General features: G+C 61.8%; 14 protein-coding genes. 10 read left to right on the top strand and 4 right to left on the bottom strand.

The annotated features are described in order from the left end of the window. Positions 1–38: 38 nt before the first annotated feature. A complete protein-coding gene (locus IAE77_RS22070; protein WP_294231432.1) occupies positions 39–833 on the bottom strand; it encodes a class I SAM-dependent methyltransferase in 795 nt (264 codons plus the stop codon). Between the two features lie 47 nt (positions 834–880). Between IAE77_RS22070 and IAE77_RS22065 the strand changes: the two genes are divergently transcribed. Next, positions 881–2,485, top strand: coding sequence for a cellulose synthase family protein (locus IAE77_RS22065; protein WP_294231431.1), 1,605 nt, complete (start codon positions 881–883; stop codon positions 2,483–2,485). A 7-nt stretch (positions 2,486–2,492) separates the two neighbouring features. On the opposite strand, the gene IAE77_RS22060 is transcribed toward IAE77_RS22065, so the two are convergent. Then, positions 2,493–3,224 (bottom strand): metallophosphoesterase family protein, encoded by a 732-nt coding sequence (locus tag IAE77_RS22060; RefSeq protein ID WP_294231428.1) that lies wholly within the window; start codon positions 3,222–3,224, stop codon positions 2,493–2,495. A 116-nt stretch (positions 3,225–3,340) separates the two neighbouring features. Between IAE77_RS22060 and IAE77_RS22055 the strand changes: the two genes are divergently transcribed. From IAE77_RS22055 to IAE77_RS22030, 6 genes are all read left to right on the top strand, one after another. Continuing rightward, complete coding sequence (locus IAE77_RS22055; RefSeq protein WP_294231426.1) at positions 3,341–4,639, top strand: PQQ-binding-like beta-propeller repeat protein; 1,299 nt, start codon at positions 3,341–3,343, stop codon at positions 4,637–4,639. 38 nt (positions 4,640–4,677) lie between these two features. After that, on the top strand, positions 4,678–5,658 hold the full coding sequence (locus tag IAE77_RS22050) for a Gfo/Idh/MocA family oxidoreductase (RefSeq protein ID WP_294231424.1): 981 nt from the start codon (positions 4,678–4,680) through the stop codon (positions 5,656–5,658). Between the two features lie 195 nt (positions 5,659–5,853). Continuing rightward, positions 5,854–7,536 (top strand): Do family serine endopeptidase, encoded by a 1,683-nt coding sequence (locus IAE77_RS22045; RefSeq protein ID WP_294231422.1) that lies wholly within the window; start codon positions 5,854–5,856, stop codon positions 7,534–7,536. A gap of 58 nt (positions 7,537–7,594) precedes the next feature. Beyond that, entirely contained in the window at positions 7,595–8,479 is an 885-nt protein-coding gene (locus IAE77_RS22040) for a TatD family hydrolase (RefSeq protein ID WP_294231420.1), read from the top strand. Between the two features lie 83 nt (positions 8,480–8,562). Further along, positions 8,563–9,972, top strand: a complete 1,410-nt coding sequence (gene pyk, locus IAE77_RS22035) for a pyruvate kinase (protein WP_294231418.1) — start codon at positions 8,563–8,565, stop codon at positions 9,970–9,972. Between the two features lie 60 nt (positions 9,973–10,032). Continuing rightward, positions 10,033–10,806, top strand: a complete 774-nt coding sequence (locus IAE77_RS22030; RefSeq protein WP_294231417.1) for a hypothetical protein — start codon at positions 10,033–10,035, stop codon at positions 10,804–10,806. 10 nt (positions 10,807–10,816) lie between these two features. On the opposite strand, the gene IAE77_RS22025 is transcribed toward IAE77_RS22030, so the two are convergent. After that, entirely contained in the window at positions 10,817–13,246 is a 2,430-nt protein-coding gene (locus tag IAE77_RS22025; RefSeq protein WP_294231415.1) for a PSD1 and planctomycete cytochrome C domain-containing protein, read from the bottom strand. A 69-nt stretch (positions 13,247–13,315) separates the two neighbouring features. On the opposite strand from IAE77_RS22025, the gene IAE77_RS22020 reads away from it, so the two are divergent. Genes IAE77_RS22020 through dtd form a run of 3 tightly spaced genes read left to right on the top strand, consistent with a single transcriptional unit; the run spans position 13,316 to position 15,976 of the window. Next, positions 13,316–14,548, top strand: a complete 1,233-nt coding sequence (locus tag IAE77_RS22020; protein ID WP_294231412.1) for a thymidine phosphorylase — start codon at positions 13,316–13,318, stop codon at positions 14,546–14,548. Between the two features lie 12 nt (positions 14,549–14,560). Then, positions 14,561–15,484, top strand: coding sequence for an amidohydrolase family protein (locus IAE77_RS22015; RefSeq protein ID WP_294231410.1), 924 nt, complete (start codon positions 14,561–14,563; stop codon positions 15,482–15,484). 39 nt (positions 15,485–15,523) lie between these two features. Further along, on the top strand, positions 15,524–15,976 hold the full coding sequence (dtd, locus tag IAE77_RS22010; protein ID WP_294231408.1) for a D-aminoacyl-tRNA deacylase: 453 nt from the start codon (positions 15,524–15,526) through the stop codon (positions 15,974–15,976). A 52-nt stretch (positions 15,977–16,028) separates the two neighbouring features. Here the strand turns inward: dtd and IAE77_RS22005 are convergent, their stop codons facing one another. Beyond that, positions 16,029–16,625 carry a sigma-70 family RNA polymerase sigma factor gene (locus IAE77_RS22005; protein ID WP_294231406.1) on the bottom strand — a complete coding sequence of 199 codons (597 nt, stop codon included), beginning with the start codon at positions 16,623–16,625 and terminating at the stop codon, positions 16,029–16,031. Between the last annotated feature and the right edge of the window lie 318 nt (positions 16,626–16,943).

Here is a 16,943-nt window from a genome sequence, read left to right as displayed (position 1 = left end):
CAGAACGGCCGAATTTCAGTCAAGCCTGCTGCTGGAGGTCACCGCTGGCGCAACACCAAAAGCACATCGGCGTAGCTGTCGTCAAAACGACGCGGATCATCGATGTCGTAGGTGAAGTCGTAGCATTCCACCAGCTCCAGCTCCGGAACCTTGCGCAGCAGCGCCTTCAACTGGGCGGCGCTGTAGGTGCGGAACTGCCAGTGCGTTTCCTGCATGTGTTTCCGGCTGCCATCGGTGATTTGCAGACGGGTCCGCAGCTTTTCCAGGCGCGTTTTGCGGTCGGCGGGCCACGTGTGCGTGTTGCAGACCACCTCGACCTTCCCGCGTTTCGCCACCCAGCGCTCATGTTCGGCGGTCTGGCGGTCATAGTCGGTCAAATGAACGCCCAGCACGAACAATCCGCCCTTCCTCAACGATGCGGCCACACGGCGCAGGCATTCGGCGGCATCTTTTTCCGAGTGCAGGTATTTGAAGGTGCTCACCAGGCAGTGGGCGAGGTCGAATCCGCCTTTCACGCCCTTCGGCAGCTCAAAACTCTGCATCCAGTCCTCCCACAGCCGTGCTTTCAATCCAGAGGCGGCCAGCCGCTCCCGGGCGAAGTCGATCATGTGGGCATTCCCGTCGAAACCGCTGACCTCCCAGCCCCGGCGGGCCATTTCCAGCGCCAGCCGGCCGCTGCCACAGGCCGGCTCGAACAGCCGGCGGCCTTTGGCCGGCACCGCATGTTTCTGGAAAGCCGCCTCGAGGAACGCGGCCTCCTTCACAGTGCCGTCATCAAAGACGATGTCGTAATAGAGCGGCGTGTCATACCAGTCGCGGTTTTCGGTGGGCATCCGGCCATCATGGCGAGCCGGTGCGGCCGCGCCAGAACGGAGCGGCCATGGCTTACAAATCCCTGAAAATCAGCGCTCTGCTGGCACCCGATTTGCTGCTTGACCCGGTGACAACGGTGGAGATTGATGCGCCCCCGTCGCCCGCCGCCCTCCCCGATATGATTGTGTGGGATAATCCCTTCTGGCTCACCAGCTACATCCTCGTTTTCACCGCCCTGTCCGCCTTTGGCGCGCACAGAATCAAGGTGCTGTATCAATTCTGGAAACATCGCAAGAACGCCCCGCAGCCGAAGTCGGAATTCACCGAACTGCCTGTCGTCACGATCCAGCTCCCGATTTTCAACGAATACGACGTGGTCGAGAACCTGCTCCGTTGCGTCGCAGGCCTGGATTACCCGCGTGACCGCCTGCAGATCCAGGTCCTGGACGATTCCACCGACGAAACCGCCGCCCTGGCCGAAAAACTCAGTGCTGAGCATGCCGCACGGGGCCTGGACATCGAGTACCGCCACCGCACCAACCGCAACGGCTTCAAAGCGGGCGCCCTGGATGAGGCGATGCCCTTCGTGAAGGGTGATTTCATCTGCATCTTTGACGCCGACTTCCAGCCGCAGCCCGATTACCTGAAACAGGTCATCCATCACTTCACGAACGAGAAAGTCGGCATGGTGCAGGCTCGCTGGGGCCACGCGAACAAGGATTTCTCCCTGCTCACCCGCCTTCAGGCCCTGTTTCTGGACGGCCACCTGGTGCTGGAGCAGACCGCCCGCAGCCGCCATGGCGAATTCCTCAATTTCAACGGCACCGCCGGCATCTGGCGCAAGCAGGCCATCGTGGATGGCGGCGGCTGGCAGCACGACACGCTGACGGAGGACCTCGACCTCAGCTATCGCGCCCAGTTGAAAGGCTGGAAGTTCATTTATCTCAAAGATGTCGTCGTCCCGGCCGAACTGCCGCCAGACATGGACGGCTTCAAGAGCCAGCAGCACCGCTGGACGAAGGGCTCGATCCAGGTGTGCAAAAAGATCCTGCTCGACATCTGGCGCAGCGACATCCCGCTGCCGCTGAAGCTCGAAGCCACCGCGCATCTCACCTCGAACTTCGCCTACCTGCTCACCCTGTGCACGCTGGTGCTCATGTATCCGGCGAATTTCGTGATGGGCAGCTCCTGGCACAAGGCGGTGTTTGTCGATGTTCCGGTGTTCTTCTTCGCCTCCTTCTCCGTCGTGGTGTTTTACATGACCGCCCAGGGAGCGCAGACGCGCTACGGCTGGATCAAGACGCTGCCCTATGTGCCGCTGCTGCTCGCGCTCGGCATCGGCATGAGCATCAACAACGGCAAGGCCGTGCTGGAGGCGCTGCTGAACAAGTCCTCCGACTTTGTCCGCACACCGAAATACGGAGTTGAAAACAAGGCGCAGGCTGCGGTGAAGAAAGCCCGCTACAAGGCAGGCAAATCGATCGCGCTGTGGATTGAGGTGGTCCTGACCGGCTATTTCGGCTGGATGATCGCCCTCGCAGGCCAGCGCGGCCAGTGGGGCTCCATTCCCTTCCTGCTGCTGTTCTTCTTCGGCTTCGGTTTCGTGGCGATGGGATCACTCATGAAGCGTTTTTCGATGGAACGCTTCCAGGCGGCTCCGGTGACGGCCTGAGCCGGTTTCACTGCCCCATCTGGAGGCGGAACGCGAGCTTTGAAGGCAAACCGGCCGATCTGATCGCCGCCTGGGCCGCCGGAATGTCATACGACACCCGCCGCCACCACACGTCCTGCTGTCCGGGTCGGTAAAGCAGATAACAGGCACGTTCGTCGTAATCCCGCGGCTGCCCCACCGACCCCACGTTGATCACCTGGCGGCGTGACGAACTCACCGCCTCGATGCTGGTGATGTCGCGTGTGATGCTCTCGCCTTCGACCCAAAATGCCGGACGATGGGTGTGCCCGATGAAGCACAGCGGCAGCCGCTGGTGGCGGAAATGCAGGCCGGCGTCCGCCACGTTCATCACGTAGTTCCATTCCTGCGGCTCATCCAGCGACGCATGCACGGTCTCGAAGCCAGCATGCAGCGACGTCATCGGCAGTTCCGCCAGCCAGCAACGCTGATCGAAGCTGAGAACGCCCCGTGTCCACTCAATCGCCTGGCGGGCGGCTGCACTCGAACCTGCCAGCAGGCTGTCATCTCCTGCGGCCATGGCGTCGTGATTGCCTTTCAGACACGGGATGGCCCGCTCCCGCAGCAGTTCGATGCATTCGCCGGGCTGGCCGCCATAGCCGACGACGTCTCCCAGACAGATGATGTCCGTGACGCCCTGCGAGGCAATGTCCGCCAGTACCGCCTGCAAGGCGGGAAGATTCGCGTGGATGTCACTGATGAACGCGGTGGGATGCGACATGAGCGGATCAAACACCCTCTTCGCCCCACGAACAACCTCTGTGGTGCACAGGCACAGCAAAGGCGTGAGATGGACTCAGGCGTAACTTTTTTCAGCGGCCGGGGTTCCCCGCCCCCATGAAATCGCTGACCGCACTCCTTTTCGCCTCCGTTTCGCTTCACGCCGCCACCTCCACCGACTGGCCGCGATTCCTCGGCCCGACTGGAGCTGCGGTTGTGGCTGAATCCGCCGTGCCGCTGAAATGGAGCGACTCGGAGAACATCGTGTGGAAGGCGGAAATGCCCGGCCCTGGCTCCTCCAGCCCGATCGTGCATGGTGACAAGGTTTTCGTCACCTGCTGGACCGGATATGGCGACAAGGAGGGGGCCAACGATATGAGCCAGCTCACCCGGCATCTGGTCTGCCTCAATCGTGCCGATGGAAAGCTCATCTGGGACGCCAAAGTGCCCACCGCAGCCCAGGAAGACCCCTGGCAGGGATTCATCACGGAGCACGGCTACGCCACACACACACCCGTGACCGATGGCGAGCACGTGTATGTGTTCTTTGGCAAGAGTGGCGCCCTCGCCTTCGACATGGACGGCAAACAACTGTGGCAGACCTCCTGCGGCACGAGCTCCGGCCGCACACGCTGGGGTTCCGCGGCCAGTCCCGTGCTCCATGGCGATCTTCTCGTCATCAATGCCAGCGATGAGGCCCAGGCGATCATCGGCATCGACAAAAAGACCGGCAAGATCCTGTGGAAGTCCGAAGGCGAGTTCGGCATGGCCTACGGCACGCCGAATTTCATCGAACGTGATGGCGTGACGGACCTCGTCATCGCCGTGCCGCAGGAGTTGTGGGGCCTGAACCCCGAGACCGGCAAACTGCGCTGGTATGCGGTGCACGGACTCAGCGGCAACGTCTCCCCCAGCGTGATTCCCGGCGGCGGCACGGCCTACGTCTTCGGCGGCTATCCCGCCACACGCAGCGCCGCGATCAAGCTCGGCGGCAAAGGCGACATCACCGCCAACGCGATCCTTTGGAACAGTGCCAGCAGTTCCTATGTGCCGACACCCATCCTCAAGGACGGCCATCTTTACGTGGTGAACGACCAGGGCTTCGCCCTCTGCATGAATGCAAAGACCGGCGAGGAAGTGTTCCGCGAACGCGTCATGGAGAACAGCAGCTCAGGTGGCGGCCGTCGTGGCGGCGGGAAGCCCTTCTATGCCTCGCCCGTCCTCATTGGCGACAAACTGGTCTGCATCTCACGCAAAAACGGCGCCTACATCCTCGCAGCGCAGCCGAAATTCCAGATCGTCGGACACAACGTGCTTTCGCTCGACGGTTCGCAGTTCAACGGCACGCCCGCCATCAGCGGCGACCAATTGATCCTGCGCAGCGACAAGGCGGTGTATTGCATCGGCTCCAAGTGAGCCGAAAGGCGGCCGCGCCGGGCGCGTAGTCATCGCCCATGATTCGCCAACTGTTTCTCGTCATCGGCGCCCTGGCGCTGCTCTCCCTGACCGCCTCCGCCCAGCACATCCGCGCCGGCATCATCGGCCTCGACACCTCCCACGTGCTGGCCTTCACGAAGACGCTGAACACGACGCCGCAGATTCCGGAGGTGATGGGCGTGCGTGTCGTGGCGGCCTATCCGCAGGGCTCGAAGGACATCGAATCCAGCACCAAACGCGTGCCGGAATACACGGAGAAAGTGAAAGCACTCGGCGTCGAGATCGTCCCGAGCATCGACGCCCTTCTCGACAAAGTGGACGTGGTGTTTCTCGAATCCAACGACGGCCGCGTGCATCTGGAGCAGGTCCTTCCCTGCCTCGAAGCGCACAAGCCAGTCTTCATCGACAAACCCGTCGCTGGAACCCTCGTCGATGCGATCAGAATCTACGACGCGTCGAAAAAGACCGGCATCCCGGTCTTCTCATCGTCATCACTGCGCTTTGGCAAGAGCACCCAGGCCGTGCGCAAGGGCAGCATCGGCCGCGTCAGCAGCGCGGAGACCTCCAGCCCCGCGAGTCTTGAGCCGAGCCACCCCGATTTGTTCTGGTATGGCATCCACGGCGTCGAATCACTCTTCACCATCATGGGGACCGGCTGCCAGGGTGTGAAGCGCGGCACCACGGCCGATGGCAAGATCACCGTCACCGGCACCTGGGAAGGCGCACGCACCGGCACCTACACGGAGGCCAAGGGCTACGGCGGCAAAGCCACGGGCGACAAGGGCGCGGATGACACCGTCGGCAAATACGAGGGCTACGACCCGCTGCTGTTCTCCGTCGTGCATTTCTTCCGCACCGGCATCACTCCGGTGTCGCCTGAGGAAACACTCGAGATCTATGCCTTCATGGAGGCGGCTGATGAGAGCAAACGCCGCAACGGCGCGGACGTGACGCTCAAGGAGGTCATGGAAAAGGCCGTCGCCGAAGCCCGCAAATAGCCGGGGTGGGAATCAGACGTCCCTGTGGCAGGTGACACGCGTAAACGACCTGGAAGCAGGTCTTTGTATGCCCGTGTTTCGAAGGAAAGCCGGCCTTTCTTTCCCTCGAAATTGTTTCAACATTCCCTCTGCCGATCCGTCTCTATGGCGTGCCCAGCCTTCGTGCGAAGCACTCCAAAAACCAACCAACCCAACATGAAAACTCTCCCCCGCATCCGCACCGTCTCCGTCTGTGCCACCATGCTGGCCGCCGTCCTGCCTCATGTTCGTGCGCAACAAGCCGCGCCATCAGCGCAGCCCGCGCAAGCTCCCGCCGCGCCGGCCACACCGCCACCGCTGCTGCCTTCCGCGTCCCAGAAGCCCGCGCCTGGGTTTGAGGCGAAGATCTCGAAGGATGTCAGTCCGCTTCCGAACAACGGCCAGCTTCAGATGAGCTACGCCTCCGTGGTGGACAAGATCCTGCCCAGCGTCGTCACCATCTATTCCTCCACGCCGGTCAAAACACCCGATGTGGACGAGATCCCTCCACAGCTCCGGCCATTCTTCTATCGCTTCTTCGGCATGCCGGAAGGCTTTGGCGATGACGAGGAACCTGCTCCCAACCCTCGCGGCCGTCGCGGCCAGCCGCAGCGCCCGCAGCAGCCGGATCCTGACGATGAATCAAGCCAGCAACGCGGCGTGGGCTCCGGTGTGATCATCACCACCGACGGTTACATCATGACGAACAACCACGTCGTCGCCGATGCGAAGAAGATCGAGGTGGCGGTCGAATCCGATGGCAACGGCAAGCAGAACTACACCGCCACGGTCATCGGCACCGATCCGCTCACCGATGTGGCCCTCATCAAGATCGAAGCCACGGGCCTGAAGCCTGCCACGCTCGGCGACAGCTCGAAGATCCGCGTGGGTGATGTCGTTCTCGCCGCCGGTGCGCCTATGGAGCTGAGCCGCTCGGTCACCCAGGGCATCGTCAGCGCCCTCGGTCGCAGCGATGAGGGCATCGTCGCCAAAGGCCGCATGCGTGGCTATGAGGACTTCATCCAGACCGACGCCTCGATCAATCCGGGCAACTCCGGCGGCCCGCTCGTCGATGCCATGGGACGCGTCGTCGGCATCAGCACCGCGATCCTTTCCCGCTCCGGCATGAATGCGGGCATCGGTTTCGCCATTCCCATCAACATGGCCCTCCACATCGTCGAGGATTTGCTCGACGACGGCGCTGTGCAACGCGGCTTCCTCGGGGTGTCGATCGCCGATCTCGACTCTGCCATGGCCGGACGTCTCAAGATGAAGGAGCAGGGCGGCGCGGTCGTCATGATGGTCGGAGCGGAATCACCGGCGGAAAAGGCCGGCATCCAGCTTCAGGACGTGATCACCTCCATCAACGGCCAGAAGGTGGAAAGCAGCAGCCGCCTGCGTCTCATCGTCAGCGGCACAAAGCCCGGCACGTCCGTTCCGGTCGAGTTGCTCCGCAACGGCAGGCCCATGACCGTCACTGCGACGCTTGAAGCCCTGCCGGAAGAAGCACTGGCGGAAGTCGGACCTGGTTCCCGTGGCATCCCGCGTGCCACACCACGCCAGCAGGAGAACACGTCCGAACTCGTCAGCGGTGTCACCGTTCAAAACCTCACCAAGGCCCTGCGGGAGCGCCATGACATTCCCGACAAGGTGGATGGCATCATCGTCACCAAAGTCGATCCCGACAGCCGTGCCGCGGCCACCGGTGTGGAGGAAGGAGACGTGATCTCCCAGGTGAACGGCCAGCCCGTCACCAGCGCCACGGAAGCCCGCACCCTCGCGAAAAGCGGTGACAGCACCGTCCTTCTGCGTGTCTGGCGCAAAGGGGACGCCATGCTCCTCATGATCAGCAACAACTGATCTCATTCCCCTCCCCTTCCCACCCGCGCATGCTCATCCAGCGTGCGCGGGCTTTTTCTTGCCCAAAACAACCGCCATCGCCCCAATTCGTCATTCGTCATTCGTCATTCGTCATTCGTCATTCGTCATTCGTCATTCGTCATTCGTCATGCTCTACGACGCCCACAATCACCTCCAGGACGAGCGCCTCGACCCTTGGCGGGATGAAATCACCGCCTCCATCTCGCAAAGCGGGATCGCGGAGATGGTCGTGAACGGCTCATGCGAGGAAGACTGGCCGCAAGTCGCCGAGTTGACGCGGAATCACCCGTGGATCCGGCCCGCCTTCGGCCTCCACCCTTGGTATGTGAAAGAACGCGGCCCACACTGGCTCCAGAACCTGCGCAAACAGCTCGAAGACCATCCCACAGCCGTTGTCGGTGAGATCGGCCTTGATCGGTGGATTGAAAACCCGGACATCGACGCCCAACTCGAGTGTTTTCGCGCCCAAATCGCCCTTGCCGTCGAACTCGACCGCCCGGCCACGATTCACTGCCTGCGTGCCTCGGGGCTGCTGGAGGAGACGCTTCGAGCCGCAGAGCTGCCTCGTCGGGGATTTCTCCTGCACTCGTATGGCGGCCCCGCCGAGATGATTCCGACCTTCGTCAAAATGGGCGCCCGTTTCTCCCTTTCCCCCTACTTCGGCCATCCACGCAAAACCGCGCAGCTCGCAGTCTTCAACCATGTGCCCCTCGACCGCCTGCTGGCCGAGACCGACGCCCCAGACATGTGGCCGCCGGACGAATTGAACCCGCACCCGCTCAAAACCGCCGATGGTGCCTCTCTCAACCACCCGGCAAACCTTCGCGTGAGCTACGAACTGCTCGCCAGAACGCGCGACATGCCCCTTGAACAGCTTGAAGCCACACTCGCCACCAACTACCACACCCTCTTCGGCCCCTGACCGGCCCCGCTCGTCATTCGTCATTCGTCATTCAACCTTGCACCCCTTCTCTGGCCCGCCAATTGCTCTCCCCCATGCCGTCCATGCGCAAAACCAAAATCCTCTGCACTCTCGGGCCCGCCACGGAGAGTCCTGAAGTCATTTCCTCGCTGATCGCCAAAGGTGCCGATGTCATCCGCCTGAACATGAGCCACGCCTCCCACGACTGGGTGCGCACCGTCTTCGCACGGGTCCGTGAGGCCGCCACGGCTTCCAAACGTGAGATCGCCGTGCTCATGGACCTCACCGGCCCCAGCATCCGCACCGGCGATGTCGAGCAGCCATGGCAGCTTCAGGTAGGCGACGTCGTCGAGTTCCGCTGCAAGCCGGAGATCACGCCCAGCACGCATTATTCCGTCAGCGTGAACTACCCCGACCTCGGGAAGGACCTCAAAGCGGGCGACACCATCATGGTCGATGGCGGCATGATCCAGATCAAGGCCACCGAGGTCTCGATGACCCGCGTGATCGGCAATGTCATGACCAAGGGCGAGATGAAATCACGCCGGCACATCAATCTCCCCGGCATTCCCGTCCGCCTGCCGCCGCTCACACAGAAGGATTACGCGGATCTCGATCTCGGCGTCGAGTTGGGCGTCGATTTCTTCGCCCTCAGCTTCGCTCGCGAACCCGGCCACATCCAGCACCTGCAGCTTTTGCTCGAGCAGAAACGCAGCAAGGCCCGCGTCATCGCCAAGATCGAGAACCAGCAGGCTCTCACCAACATCGATGCCCTCGTGGAGGCCAGCGGCGGCATCATGATCGCCCGTGGCGACCTCGGCAGCGAGTGCCCCATCGAGGATCTGCCCCTCATCCAGCGCCAGATTGTCGAGCGCTGCTCATACCACGGCCGCAAGGTCATCGTGGCCACGCAGATGCTCGAAAGCATGATCGAAAACCCGGTCCCGACCCGTGCCGAGGTCACGGACATCTTCAACGCCGTCATCGAGCAGGTCGATTGCGTCATGCTCAGCGGCGAGACCAGCGTTGGCCGCTATCCGGAGAAATGCGTCGAGGTGCTCGACACCGTCATCAGCCGCATCGAGCAGAAATACCCTTCCGGCCGGTTTGCCAGCGACGCCCCGCTCAAAACGAACAAGCACAAGACCGTCAAGGCGGCCATCCTGCTCGCCAACAGCATTCCAGGCTCAAAGCTGCTCGTCTTCACCATCCGTGGCGTCATGGCGCATCTCCTCGCGCACCAGCGGCCGGAATACGCCCCCATTTTCGCCTTCACGCCGAATCTCCATGTCTCCCGCACGCTGGTAACGGCGCGTGGCGTCCACCCGTTCGTGCTCCAATTCACCGAAGGACAGCCGGAGACCAGCATCCGCGAGGCGCTCGATCACCTGCGTCACGAGGGCCTCATCAAGGCCGGTGACCCGCTCGTCATCCTGAGCGATGCCCTCTATGACGGCGTCAACGTCGATGCCATTCTGCTGCGCGAAGCTTGATCCACGTCACGAACGCGCTGCAATTTCACCCGCCGCCCGTCGTAACCGTTTTTGACAGCCGTGCGCAGACTTCCTCTCATCATCCTCATTCTTGCCCTCGCTCTCGTGGCACAGGCGGAATCGCGCGTTTTCGTCAGCCTCGCGGGCACCTTGCTGGAAGCTGAGATCACCGCCGTCAAAGGTGAGGACGTGACCTTGAAGCGCCTGAATGACGAACAGCCCCTCGTGGTGAATCGCAAGACGCTCTGCAAGGAAGACAACGCCTACATCCAGAGCTGGCAGGAACAGAATGGCGGAGAAAAGCCCATGGCGGCAGTACCGTCACCGGCAGCCCCGCCTCAGAAGTTCAGCATCACCTGCCAGACACTGCCTTCCAAACGCAGCCGTGGCTCCGACCTCGGCATGCGGGTCATCGAACTGTCCTACAACTTCAATCTGAACAACCGCGAGGTGAGCCGCGACCTCACAGATGCCCGCGGCGTGGTCGTGACCCTCGGCCGGGACAGCTCACTCCCCGGGAGCGATTTGATCATCCTGCAAAAGGAAGCCTTTGAAGTGAACATCCGCGCCCAGTCCAAGATCGTCCAGTCCACCACGCCCGTCCGCCTCAGCTACAGCGTGGGCGCCGCCTCGGCCTTCGGCGTGAAAGGCGTGGGCTACGTGCTGATCATCCACGACGCTGCCGGAAACATCCTCTTCACCGAAGCCAGCCCCGACACCTATGGCAAGTTCACCAAGGAGATCATGGCCATCACGGAGGTTCCCTGCATCGTGGATCGCGACTTCAAATTGAAGCCGAATGCTTCCGTGCCGACAGGCTACATCAGCTTCTGACCGGCCGGCCTCACTCCTTCGTCACTGCTTCATCCAGGTTCAGCAGCATCAGCGCCAGACCGGTCCATGCGGCGTGTTCCACCGGATCGATGGATTCATCACGTTTCGACTCACCCACGGCCAGCAGCTTCAACGCAGAGGCACGATCCGCCGCCTGCTGCCTTCGCAACTGCTCAAGACGTGAGCTCATCAGTTTCGTTTCTTCGGGCGAAGGCACCCGGCACGTCACCAGGCGGAACGCATGGTTCAATGCGGCCGCTTCATCACCACGACTTGCCAGCAGCACCCGTTGCGCCAGCGCACGGGCCGCCTCGACATACGTCGTGTCGTTCATCGTCACCAGCGCATGCAGCGGCGTGTTCGTGCGGGTGGCCTTCACGGTGCAGACCTGACGTGCCGAGTTGTCGAACAGCATCGTCGGGCCCACGATCCGCCTCCAGAAGGTGTAAAGCGTGCGCCGATACAGTGCCTCCCCGTGGTCCTGCACGTAGCTCTTCTTTCCAAACGTCGCCTCCTCCCAGATGCCCTCCGGCTGATAAGGCTTCACCGACGGACCACCGATTTGCTCCTTCATCAAACCGGACACAAACAACGCCTGGTCGCGAATCATCCACGAAGGCATGCGAAAACGCGGCCCGCGACTCAGCAGGCGATTTTCTGGATCAAGCTGTGCATCCGTCACCTTCGATGACTGCTGATAGGTTTCACTCGTCACGATCAAGCGCATCAGCGCCTTCACATCCCAGCCGCTCTCGATGAATTCCGCCGCCAGCCAGTCGAGCAGTTCGCGATGGAGAGGCGATTCACCCTGCACGCCGAAATCCTCTGCCGTCTTGACCAGCCCGACGCCGAAGAACGCCTGCCAGAAGCGATTCACCGTCACGCGGGCCGTCAGCGGGTTGTCGCGGCTCACAATCCATTCTGCGAGACCGAGACGATTGCTCGGTGCACCCTCTGGCATCGGTGGCAGGCTCGCAGGAACGCTGAAACTCGCCTTCGCGATCGTTGGCTTGTCATACGCGCCCTTCTCCAGCATGAAGGTCTCGCGCGGCTGGGCCAGCGTGTCCATCACCATGACCTTCGTGACGTTGTTCGTGGCTAAAACCTTCTCCCGCACCGCGGCGAGCAGCTTTTGCAGCAGCTTTGAGTAGTCTGCGTCCTTGTCCTTGAAATAACTCACCGCCTCCAGCAGCGGGTCCACACCACGTTTCTTCGGTTCCGTTTTGGCGATGTAGGCCGGCAGATTGCCCGGCAGCTTGATCGCATCCGATTCAGTCAGCGGTTTGCCCGCGGCACGAGGAAACTTCTTCAACTCAAACGCCTCTACCTCGGCTGCGATGGCATTCACTCTCTCGCCCGCCTTCTTCGCACGTTCGAGTTCGGCTGGCGTCGAGATGTCCATCGCCGGTGCGGCCTGGCCGCTGCGTCCTTTGCCGTCCTCGCTCGTCTGGTTGAAGACATCGTAGAGCGCATAGTAATCACGCATCGTCAGCGGATCGAATTTGTGATCGTGGCACTTCGAGCAGCCCATCGTGAGGCCAAGCCACACCGTGCTGGTCGTTTCGACTCGATCCATCACGTTTTCGACGCGTGTTTCCTCCGCAATGCGGCCGCCCTCGCCGTTGATCATATGGTTGCGATTGAAACCGGTCGCCAGCTTCTGCTCCTTCGTCGCATTCGGCAGCAGATCACCCGCGAGCTGCCAGATCGTGAACTGGTCATAGCGCATGTTCTCGTTGATCGCCTTCACCACCCAGTCACGCCACGGCCACATCGTGCGTTCGGGATCACCTTGGTAGCCGTTCGTGTCCGCATACCGCGCCGCATCCAGCCAGTCCCACGCCCAACGTTCCCCGAACCGCGGTGAACTCAGCAGTCGTTCCACCGCCTTGTCATACGGCTCCTTCGATTCCTCCAATGTCGGCGGCAAACCGGTCAAATCGAGCGCCACACGCCTCAGCAGGGTTTCCGGCGCTGCTTTCGGCGACGGCTTCATCCCCTTCTCCGCCAGCTTGGCCCGTACAAACGCATCAATCGGGTTCTTCGCGCCATTTGCCGGCACTTCTGGCCTCTCAATCCGCTCAAACGCCCAGTGCTTGCCCCATTTCGCACCTTGGTCGATCCATTGCCTCAACAACTGCTTTTGCGCCTCGGTCAGCTTGCGATTGCTCTTCGGCGTCGGCATCACCTCATCGGGATTGGTGCTCAAAATGCGCTCGATGAGCGTGCTCTCGTGGCTTTTGCCCGCCACGACCGCCCTGGCGGCCTTCGCCTCCTTTTCCACATCAAGCCGCAGGTCCCCTTTGCGCTCGTTCGCATCCTGACCATGGCAGTGGTAGCAGTTCTCCGAGAGGATCGGCTGGATGTCGCGCGAAAAGTCGATTTCCGCCGCTAGAAGCGCAGAAGTCAGGCAAAGGAGGGAAAAAGCGGCACGAAACATGGGCCTGCATCATACGATCCGTTGCGGTTCGCTGTTGCCAGCAAGCCATGGCCGAACCTAGCATGCCCCATGCACATCCCGACCCTCATCGAGCGCAAGCGCGACGGCGGTGTCCTCACCGACGAGGAAATCCACGCCGTCATTGCCGCCTTCACACGTGGGGACATGCCGGAGTATCAGATGAGCTCGCTCGCGATGGCGATCTACTTCCGCGGCATGACGCCGGAGGAAACCGCCGCGCTCACCGACGCGATGCTGCACAGCGGTACGATGCTCGCCTGGAACGAGCACGATCCCATGCGCGTGGACAAGCACAGCACCGGCGGCATTGGCGACAAAACCTCGCTCGTGCTCGCACCGCTGCTCGCTTGTGACGGAGTCTGGGTGCCGATGATCTCCGGTCGCGGCCTCGGCATCACCGGCGGCACGCTCGACAAACTGGAAAGCATCCCCGGATTCCGCACGCAGCTCACGGAAGTGGAAATCCACCAGGTCATCGACCAGGTCGGCTGCGCCATGGTCGGCCAGACCGCCGGCATCTGTCCGGCGGACAAAAAACTCTACGCCTTGCGCGATGTCACCGGCACCGTGCCGAGCATCCCGCTCATCACCGCGAGCATCATGAGCAAAAAACTCGCCGAGGGCCTCAACCGCCTGGTGCTCGATGTGAAATACGGCAGCGGGGCCTTCATGAAGACGGAGGAACAGGCGCACCAACTCGCGCAAAGCATGGTTCGCGTCGGCAATGCACTCGGCGTGCGTTCCAGCGTGCGTTTGAGCGCCATGAACGAACCCACCGGCGAGTCCGCGGGTAACGCTCTTGAGGTCGCCGAATGTGTGCGCTGCCTCAAAGGCGAAGGCCCGGAGGATTTGGAGAACATTGTGCTCGATCTCGCTTCCGCCGTCGCCGTTTCATCACGCTCCGACCTTCAGCAGATGCTTCATCGCGGCGATGCGTGGACGAAATTCCAGCAGATGGTCGCCTTGCAGGACGGCAGCGTCGATTCCCTCGAAAAAATCACCTCCGTGCATCGCGCCCCGATCATCGGCGAACTTAAAGCCACTTCCAGCGGCGTGCTCACACGCATGGACGCCGGCGGCATCGGCCACGTCGTCCTCGAACTCGGCGCTGGCCGCTCGAAAGCCGCCGATCCCGTCGATTTCGCCGTCGGCTGCGATCAAATCGCCAAGACAGGCACTCAAGTTCAGTCGGGCGATGTGCTGCTGCGCGTCCATGCCCGCACGAAGAAGGCGCTGACCATCGCGCTCGACGTTTTGCCGCAGCACATCGAGATCGTCTGACGTTTGTTTGCCATGAACCGCCGTCGTTTCCTTCAAACCGCCGCCGCAACCGCCCTTCTTCCCGAAGTCACACAGGCGGCAGCGCCAGCCACGCGCATCATCGACACCCACACGCATTTCTACGACCCCACGCGTCCGGGCGGTGTGCCGTGGCCAGGCAAAGGCACAAAGCTCTATCGCACCGTGCTGCCTGCGGACTGGCTCGCCGTCGCCTCACCGCATGGCGTGAAGGAAACCGTCGTGGTCGAGGCCAGTCCGCTGGTGGAGGACAACCAGTGCATTCTCGATCTCGCGGCCAAGGAGAAATCCATCGTCGGCTTCGTCGGCCATCTCGATCCCGGGGACGAGTTCGCCGCCAACCTGAAGCGCTTCGCTGCCAATCCGATCTTCCGCGGCATTCGCTGGAGCGGCAATTTCCTGCTCGATGAGGCGAAGCATGACTCCGTGCTCGCCGGAGCCAAACTGCTCGCGCAACACGGCCTCGAACTCGACTTGAACGGCGGCCCGAACTATCTGCCGCACGCCGCCAAGCTCGCGGCCGATGTGCCGGATCTGCGCGTGCTCATCAACCACCTCGGTGCTTCCGGCGATCCAAAGGCCTTGCGTCCGGAATGGAAGGAGAACATCCGCTCCATCACCAAACAGCCAAACGTGTTCATGAAGGTCTCCGCGCTCGTCGAGCAGGTGAAGTGCGAACCCGGCCAGGCCCCCCGCGACACCGCCTACTACCTGCCCGTCCTCGACCATCTCTGGGAAACCTTCGGCCCTGACCGCCTCATCTACGGCAGCAACTGGCCCGTCTCCGACAAAGGCGCGCCCTACGACGTCGTCTTCAAGATCGTGGACGACTTCTTCCGCTCCAAAGGCACCGAAGCCTGCGAAAAGTACTTCTGGAAAAACTCCCTCACCGCCTACCGCTGGATCGAACGCCAATAGCCCGCCCCCATTCGTCATTCGTCATTCGTCATTCGCATCATGCGCCTCGTCATCCAACGCGTCTCCGAAGCCTCTGTCACCATCGAAGGTCAGATCACCGGCCAGATCGGCGCGGGGTTGATGATTCTCGCAGGTATCGAAGGTGACGACACGGTCGATGATGCGGCATGGCTGGTGCAGAAGGTCACGCAGATGCGCATCTTTGGCGATGCGGAAGGAAAGATGAACCTCTGCGTGAAGGACATCGGCGGCGGACTGCTCGTCGTGAGCCAGTTCACACTGCATGCGAGCACGAAGAAAGGAAACCGCCCGAGTTTCATCCGCGCCGCACGTCCCGAAATCGCGATCCCGCTCTACGAGCAGTTTTTGACGATGCTGGAGACCGAGTTGGGCAAAAAAGTCGAGCGCGGCGTCTTCGGCGCGGACATGAAGGTGGCGCTCGTCAACGACGGTCCGGTGACGATCTGCATCGACTCGCGGGCAAGAGAGTAAAAAGAAAGAGGCGGACCGAAGTCCGCCTCTCGCATGGTTCTGGGGGATGAAATCAGGACAGACGCGGCTTCACCAAAGTCTCGAGGCGGTTCACGCCGCGACGGATGCGAGCTTTGATCGTGCCGAGAGGCTCGTGCAGGCGCTCCGCCACCTCCGCCTGGGTAAGTCCGCTGAAATAGGTCAGCTCGATGGCCTCACGCTGGTCGGGCGTCAGCCTTGATACGGCGTGGTGCAGGATGGTGTCACGCTCCTTGTACACGAGGTTCTCGTGGCCGGACGGCTCGAACTCGAACTGGTCCTTCTTGTTCTCGGTCTCGAAGTCATCGTTGAGCCTGGAACGGCGCTGTTTGGAGCGGATGCGGTCGATGGCGCGGTTGCGGGCCAGCGTGGTGAGCCAGGTCAGCGGCTTGCCTTTGCGGGGTTCGTAGAGGTGGGCCTTGTTCCAGACCTGGACGAGCACTTCCTGCATCACGTCCTCGGTGTCGTGGTGATCGTTCAAAACGTTGGAGATCGAGGCGAAGATGAGGCCGCTGTACTTCTTGTAGAAGGCCTGGAAGCTGGCGGCGTCGCGCTCCGCGATGCGCTTCAGCAGGCGGATGTCTTCTTCGACGGTGGGATCTACTTCAGTGGGGTGTTCGATCGCAATCATGGCAGGTAAGAAGTGAGGTTAATGGGCAGATTGTTGCGACAAACCGGCCATTCGTCAAAGTTTTGTTTCCATTTGTCGAATTTTGTGGCCCGTTTTGTCTAATTTCATAGACTCTCTGCGGTTGTTTTGTCCAACCATCCAATCGCAGGTCGCCGGGCAAAAAGCCCTGCGAAAAATCACGCGATGACACCCTGCGGGTTGTTCCACCCCGGCAGGACGACGGTGCGGCGGAGCCCGCGAGGGCAAAAAGTGCCGGCCGCGGCACGGCCGATGCCTGAGCCACGGCACAAAGCCCTGCTTGCACCCGTGGAGGACCGG

It is taken from the genome of Prosthecobacter sp. (assembly GCF_014879935.1).
In the GTDB taxonomy this organism is placed as follows: domain Bacteria; phylum Verrucomicrobiota; class Verrucomicrobiia; order Verrucomicrobiales; family Verrucomicrobiaceae; genus Prosthecobacter.
This window is presented reverse-complemented; position numbering and strand designations above follow the sequence as displayed.

Bases quoted from the DNA above. Each gene is read 5' to 3' on its own strand.
- IAE77_RS22015 (WP_294231410.1), top strand. From the start codon at position 14,561: ATGAACCGCCGTCGTTTCCTTCAAACCGCCGCCGCAACCGCCCTTCTT.
- IAE77_RS22060 (WP_294231428.1), bottom strand. From the start codon at position 3,224: ATGTCGCATCCCACCGCGTTCATCAGTGACATCCACGCGAATCTTCCC.
- IAE77_RS22025 (WP_294231415.1), bottom strand. From the start codon at position 13,246: ATGTTTCGTGCCGCTTTTTCCCTCCTTTGCCTGACTTCTGCGCTTCTA.
- IAE77_RS22005 (WP_294231406.1), bottom strand. From the start codon at position 16,625: ATGATTGCGATCGAACACCCCACTGAAGTAGATCCCACCGTCGAAGAA.
- IAE77_RS22020 (WP_294231412.1), top strand. From the start codon at position 13,316: ATGCACATCCCGACCCTCATCGAGCGCAAGCGCGACGGCGGTGTCCTC.
- IAE77_RS22070 (WP_294231432.1), bottom strand. From the start codon at position 833: ATGCCCACCGAAAACCGCGACTGGTATGACACGCCGCTCTATTACGAC.
- IAE77_RS22055 (WP_294231426.1), top strand. From the start codon at position 3,341: ATGAAATCGCTGACCGCACTCCTTTTCGCCTCCGTTTCGCTTCACGCC.
- IAE77_RS22050 (WP_294231424.1), top strand. From the start codon at position 4,678: ATGATTCGCCAACTGTTTCTCGTCATCGGCGCCCTGGCGCTGCTCTCC.
- dtd (WP_294231408.1), top strand. From the start codon at position 15,524: ATGCGCCTCGTCATCCAACGCGTCTCCGAAGCCTCTGTCACCATCGAA.
- IAE77_RS22045 (WP_294231422.1), top strand. From the start codon at position 5,854: ATGAAAACTCTCCCCCGCATCCGCACCGTCTCCGTCTGTGCCACCATG.
- IAE77_RS22065 (WP_294231431.1), top strand. From the start codon at position 881: ATGGCTTACAAATCCCTGAAAATCAGCGCTCTGCTGGCACCCGATTTG.
- pyk (WP_294231418.1), top strand. From the start codon at position 8,563: ATGCGCAAAACCAAAATCCTCTGCACTCTCGGGCCCGCCACGGAGAGT.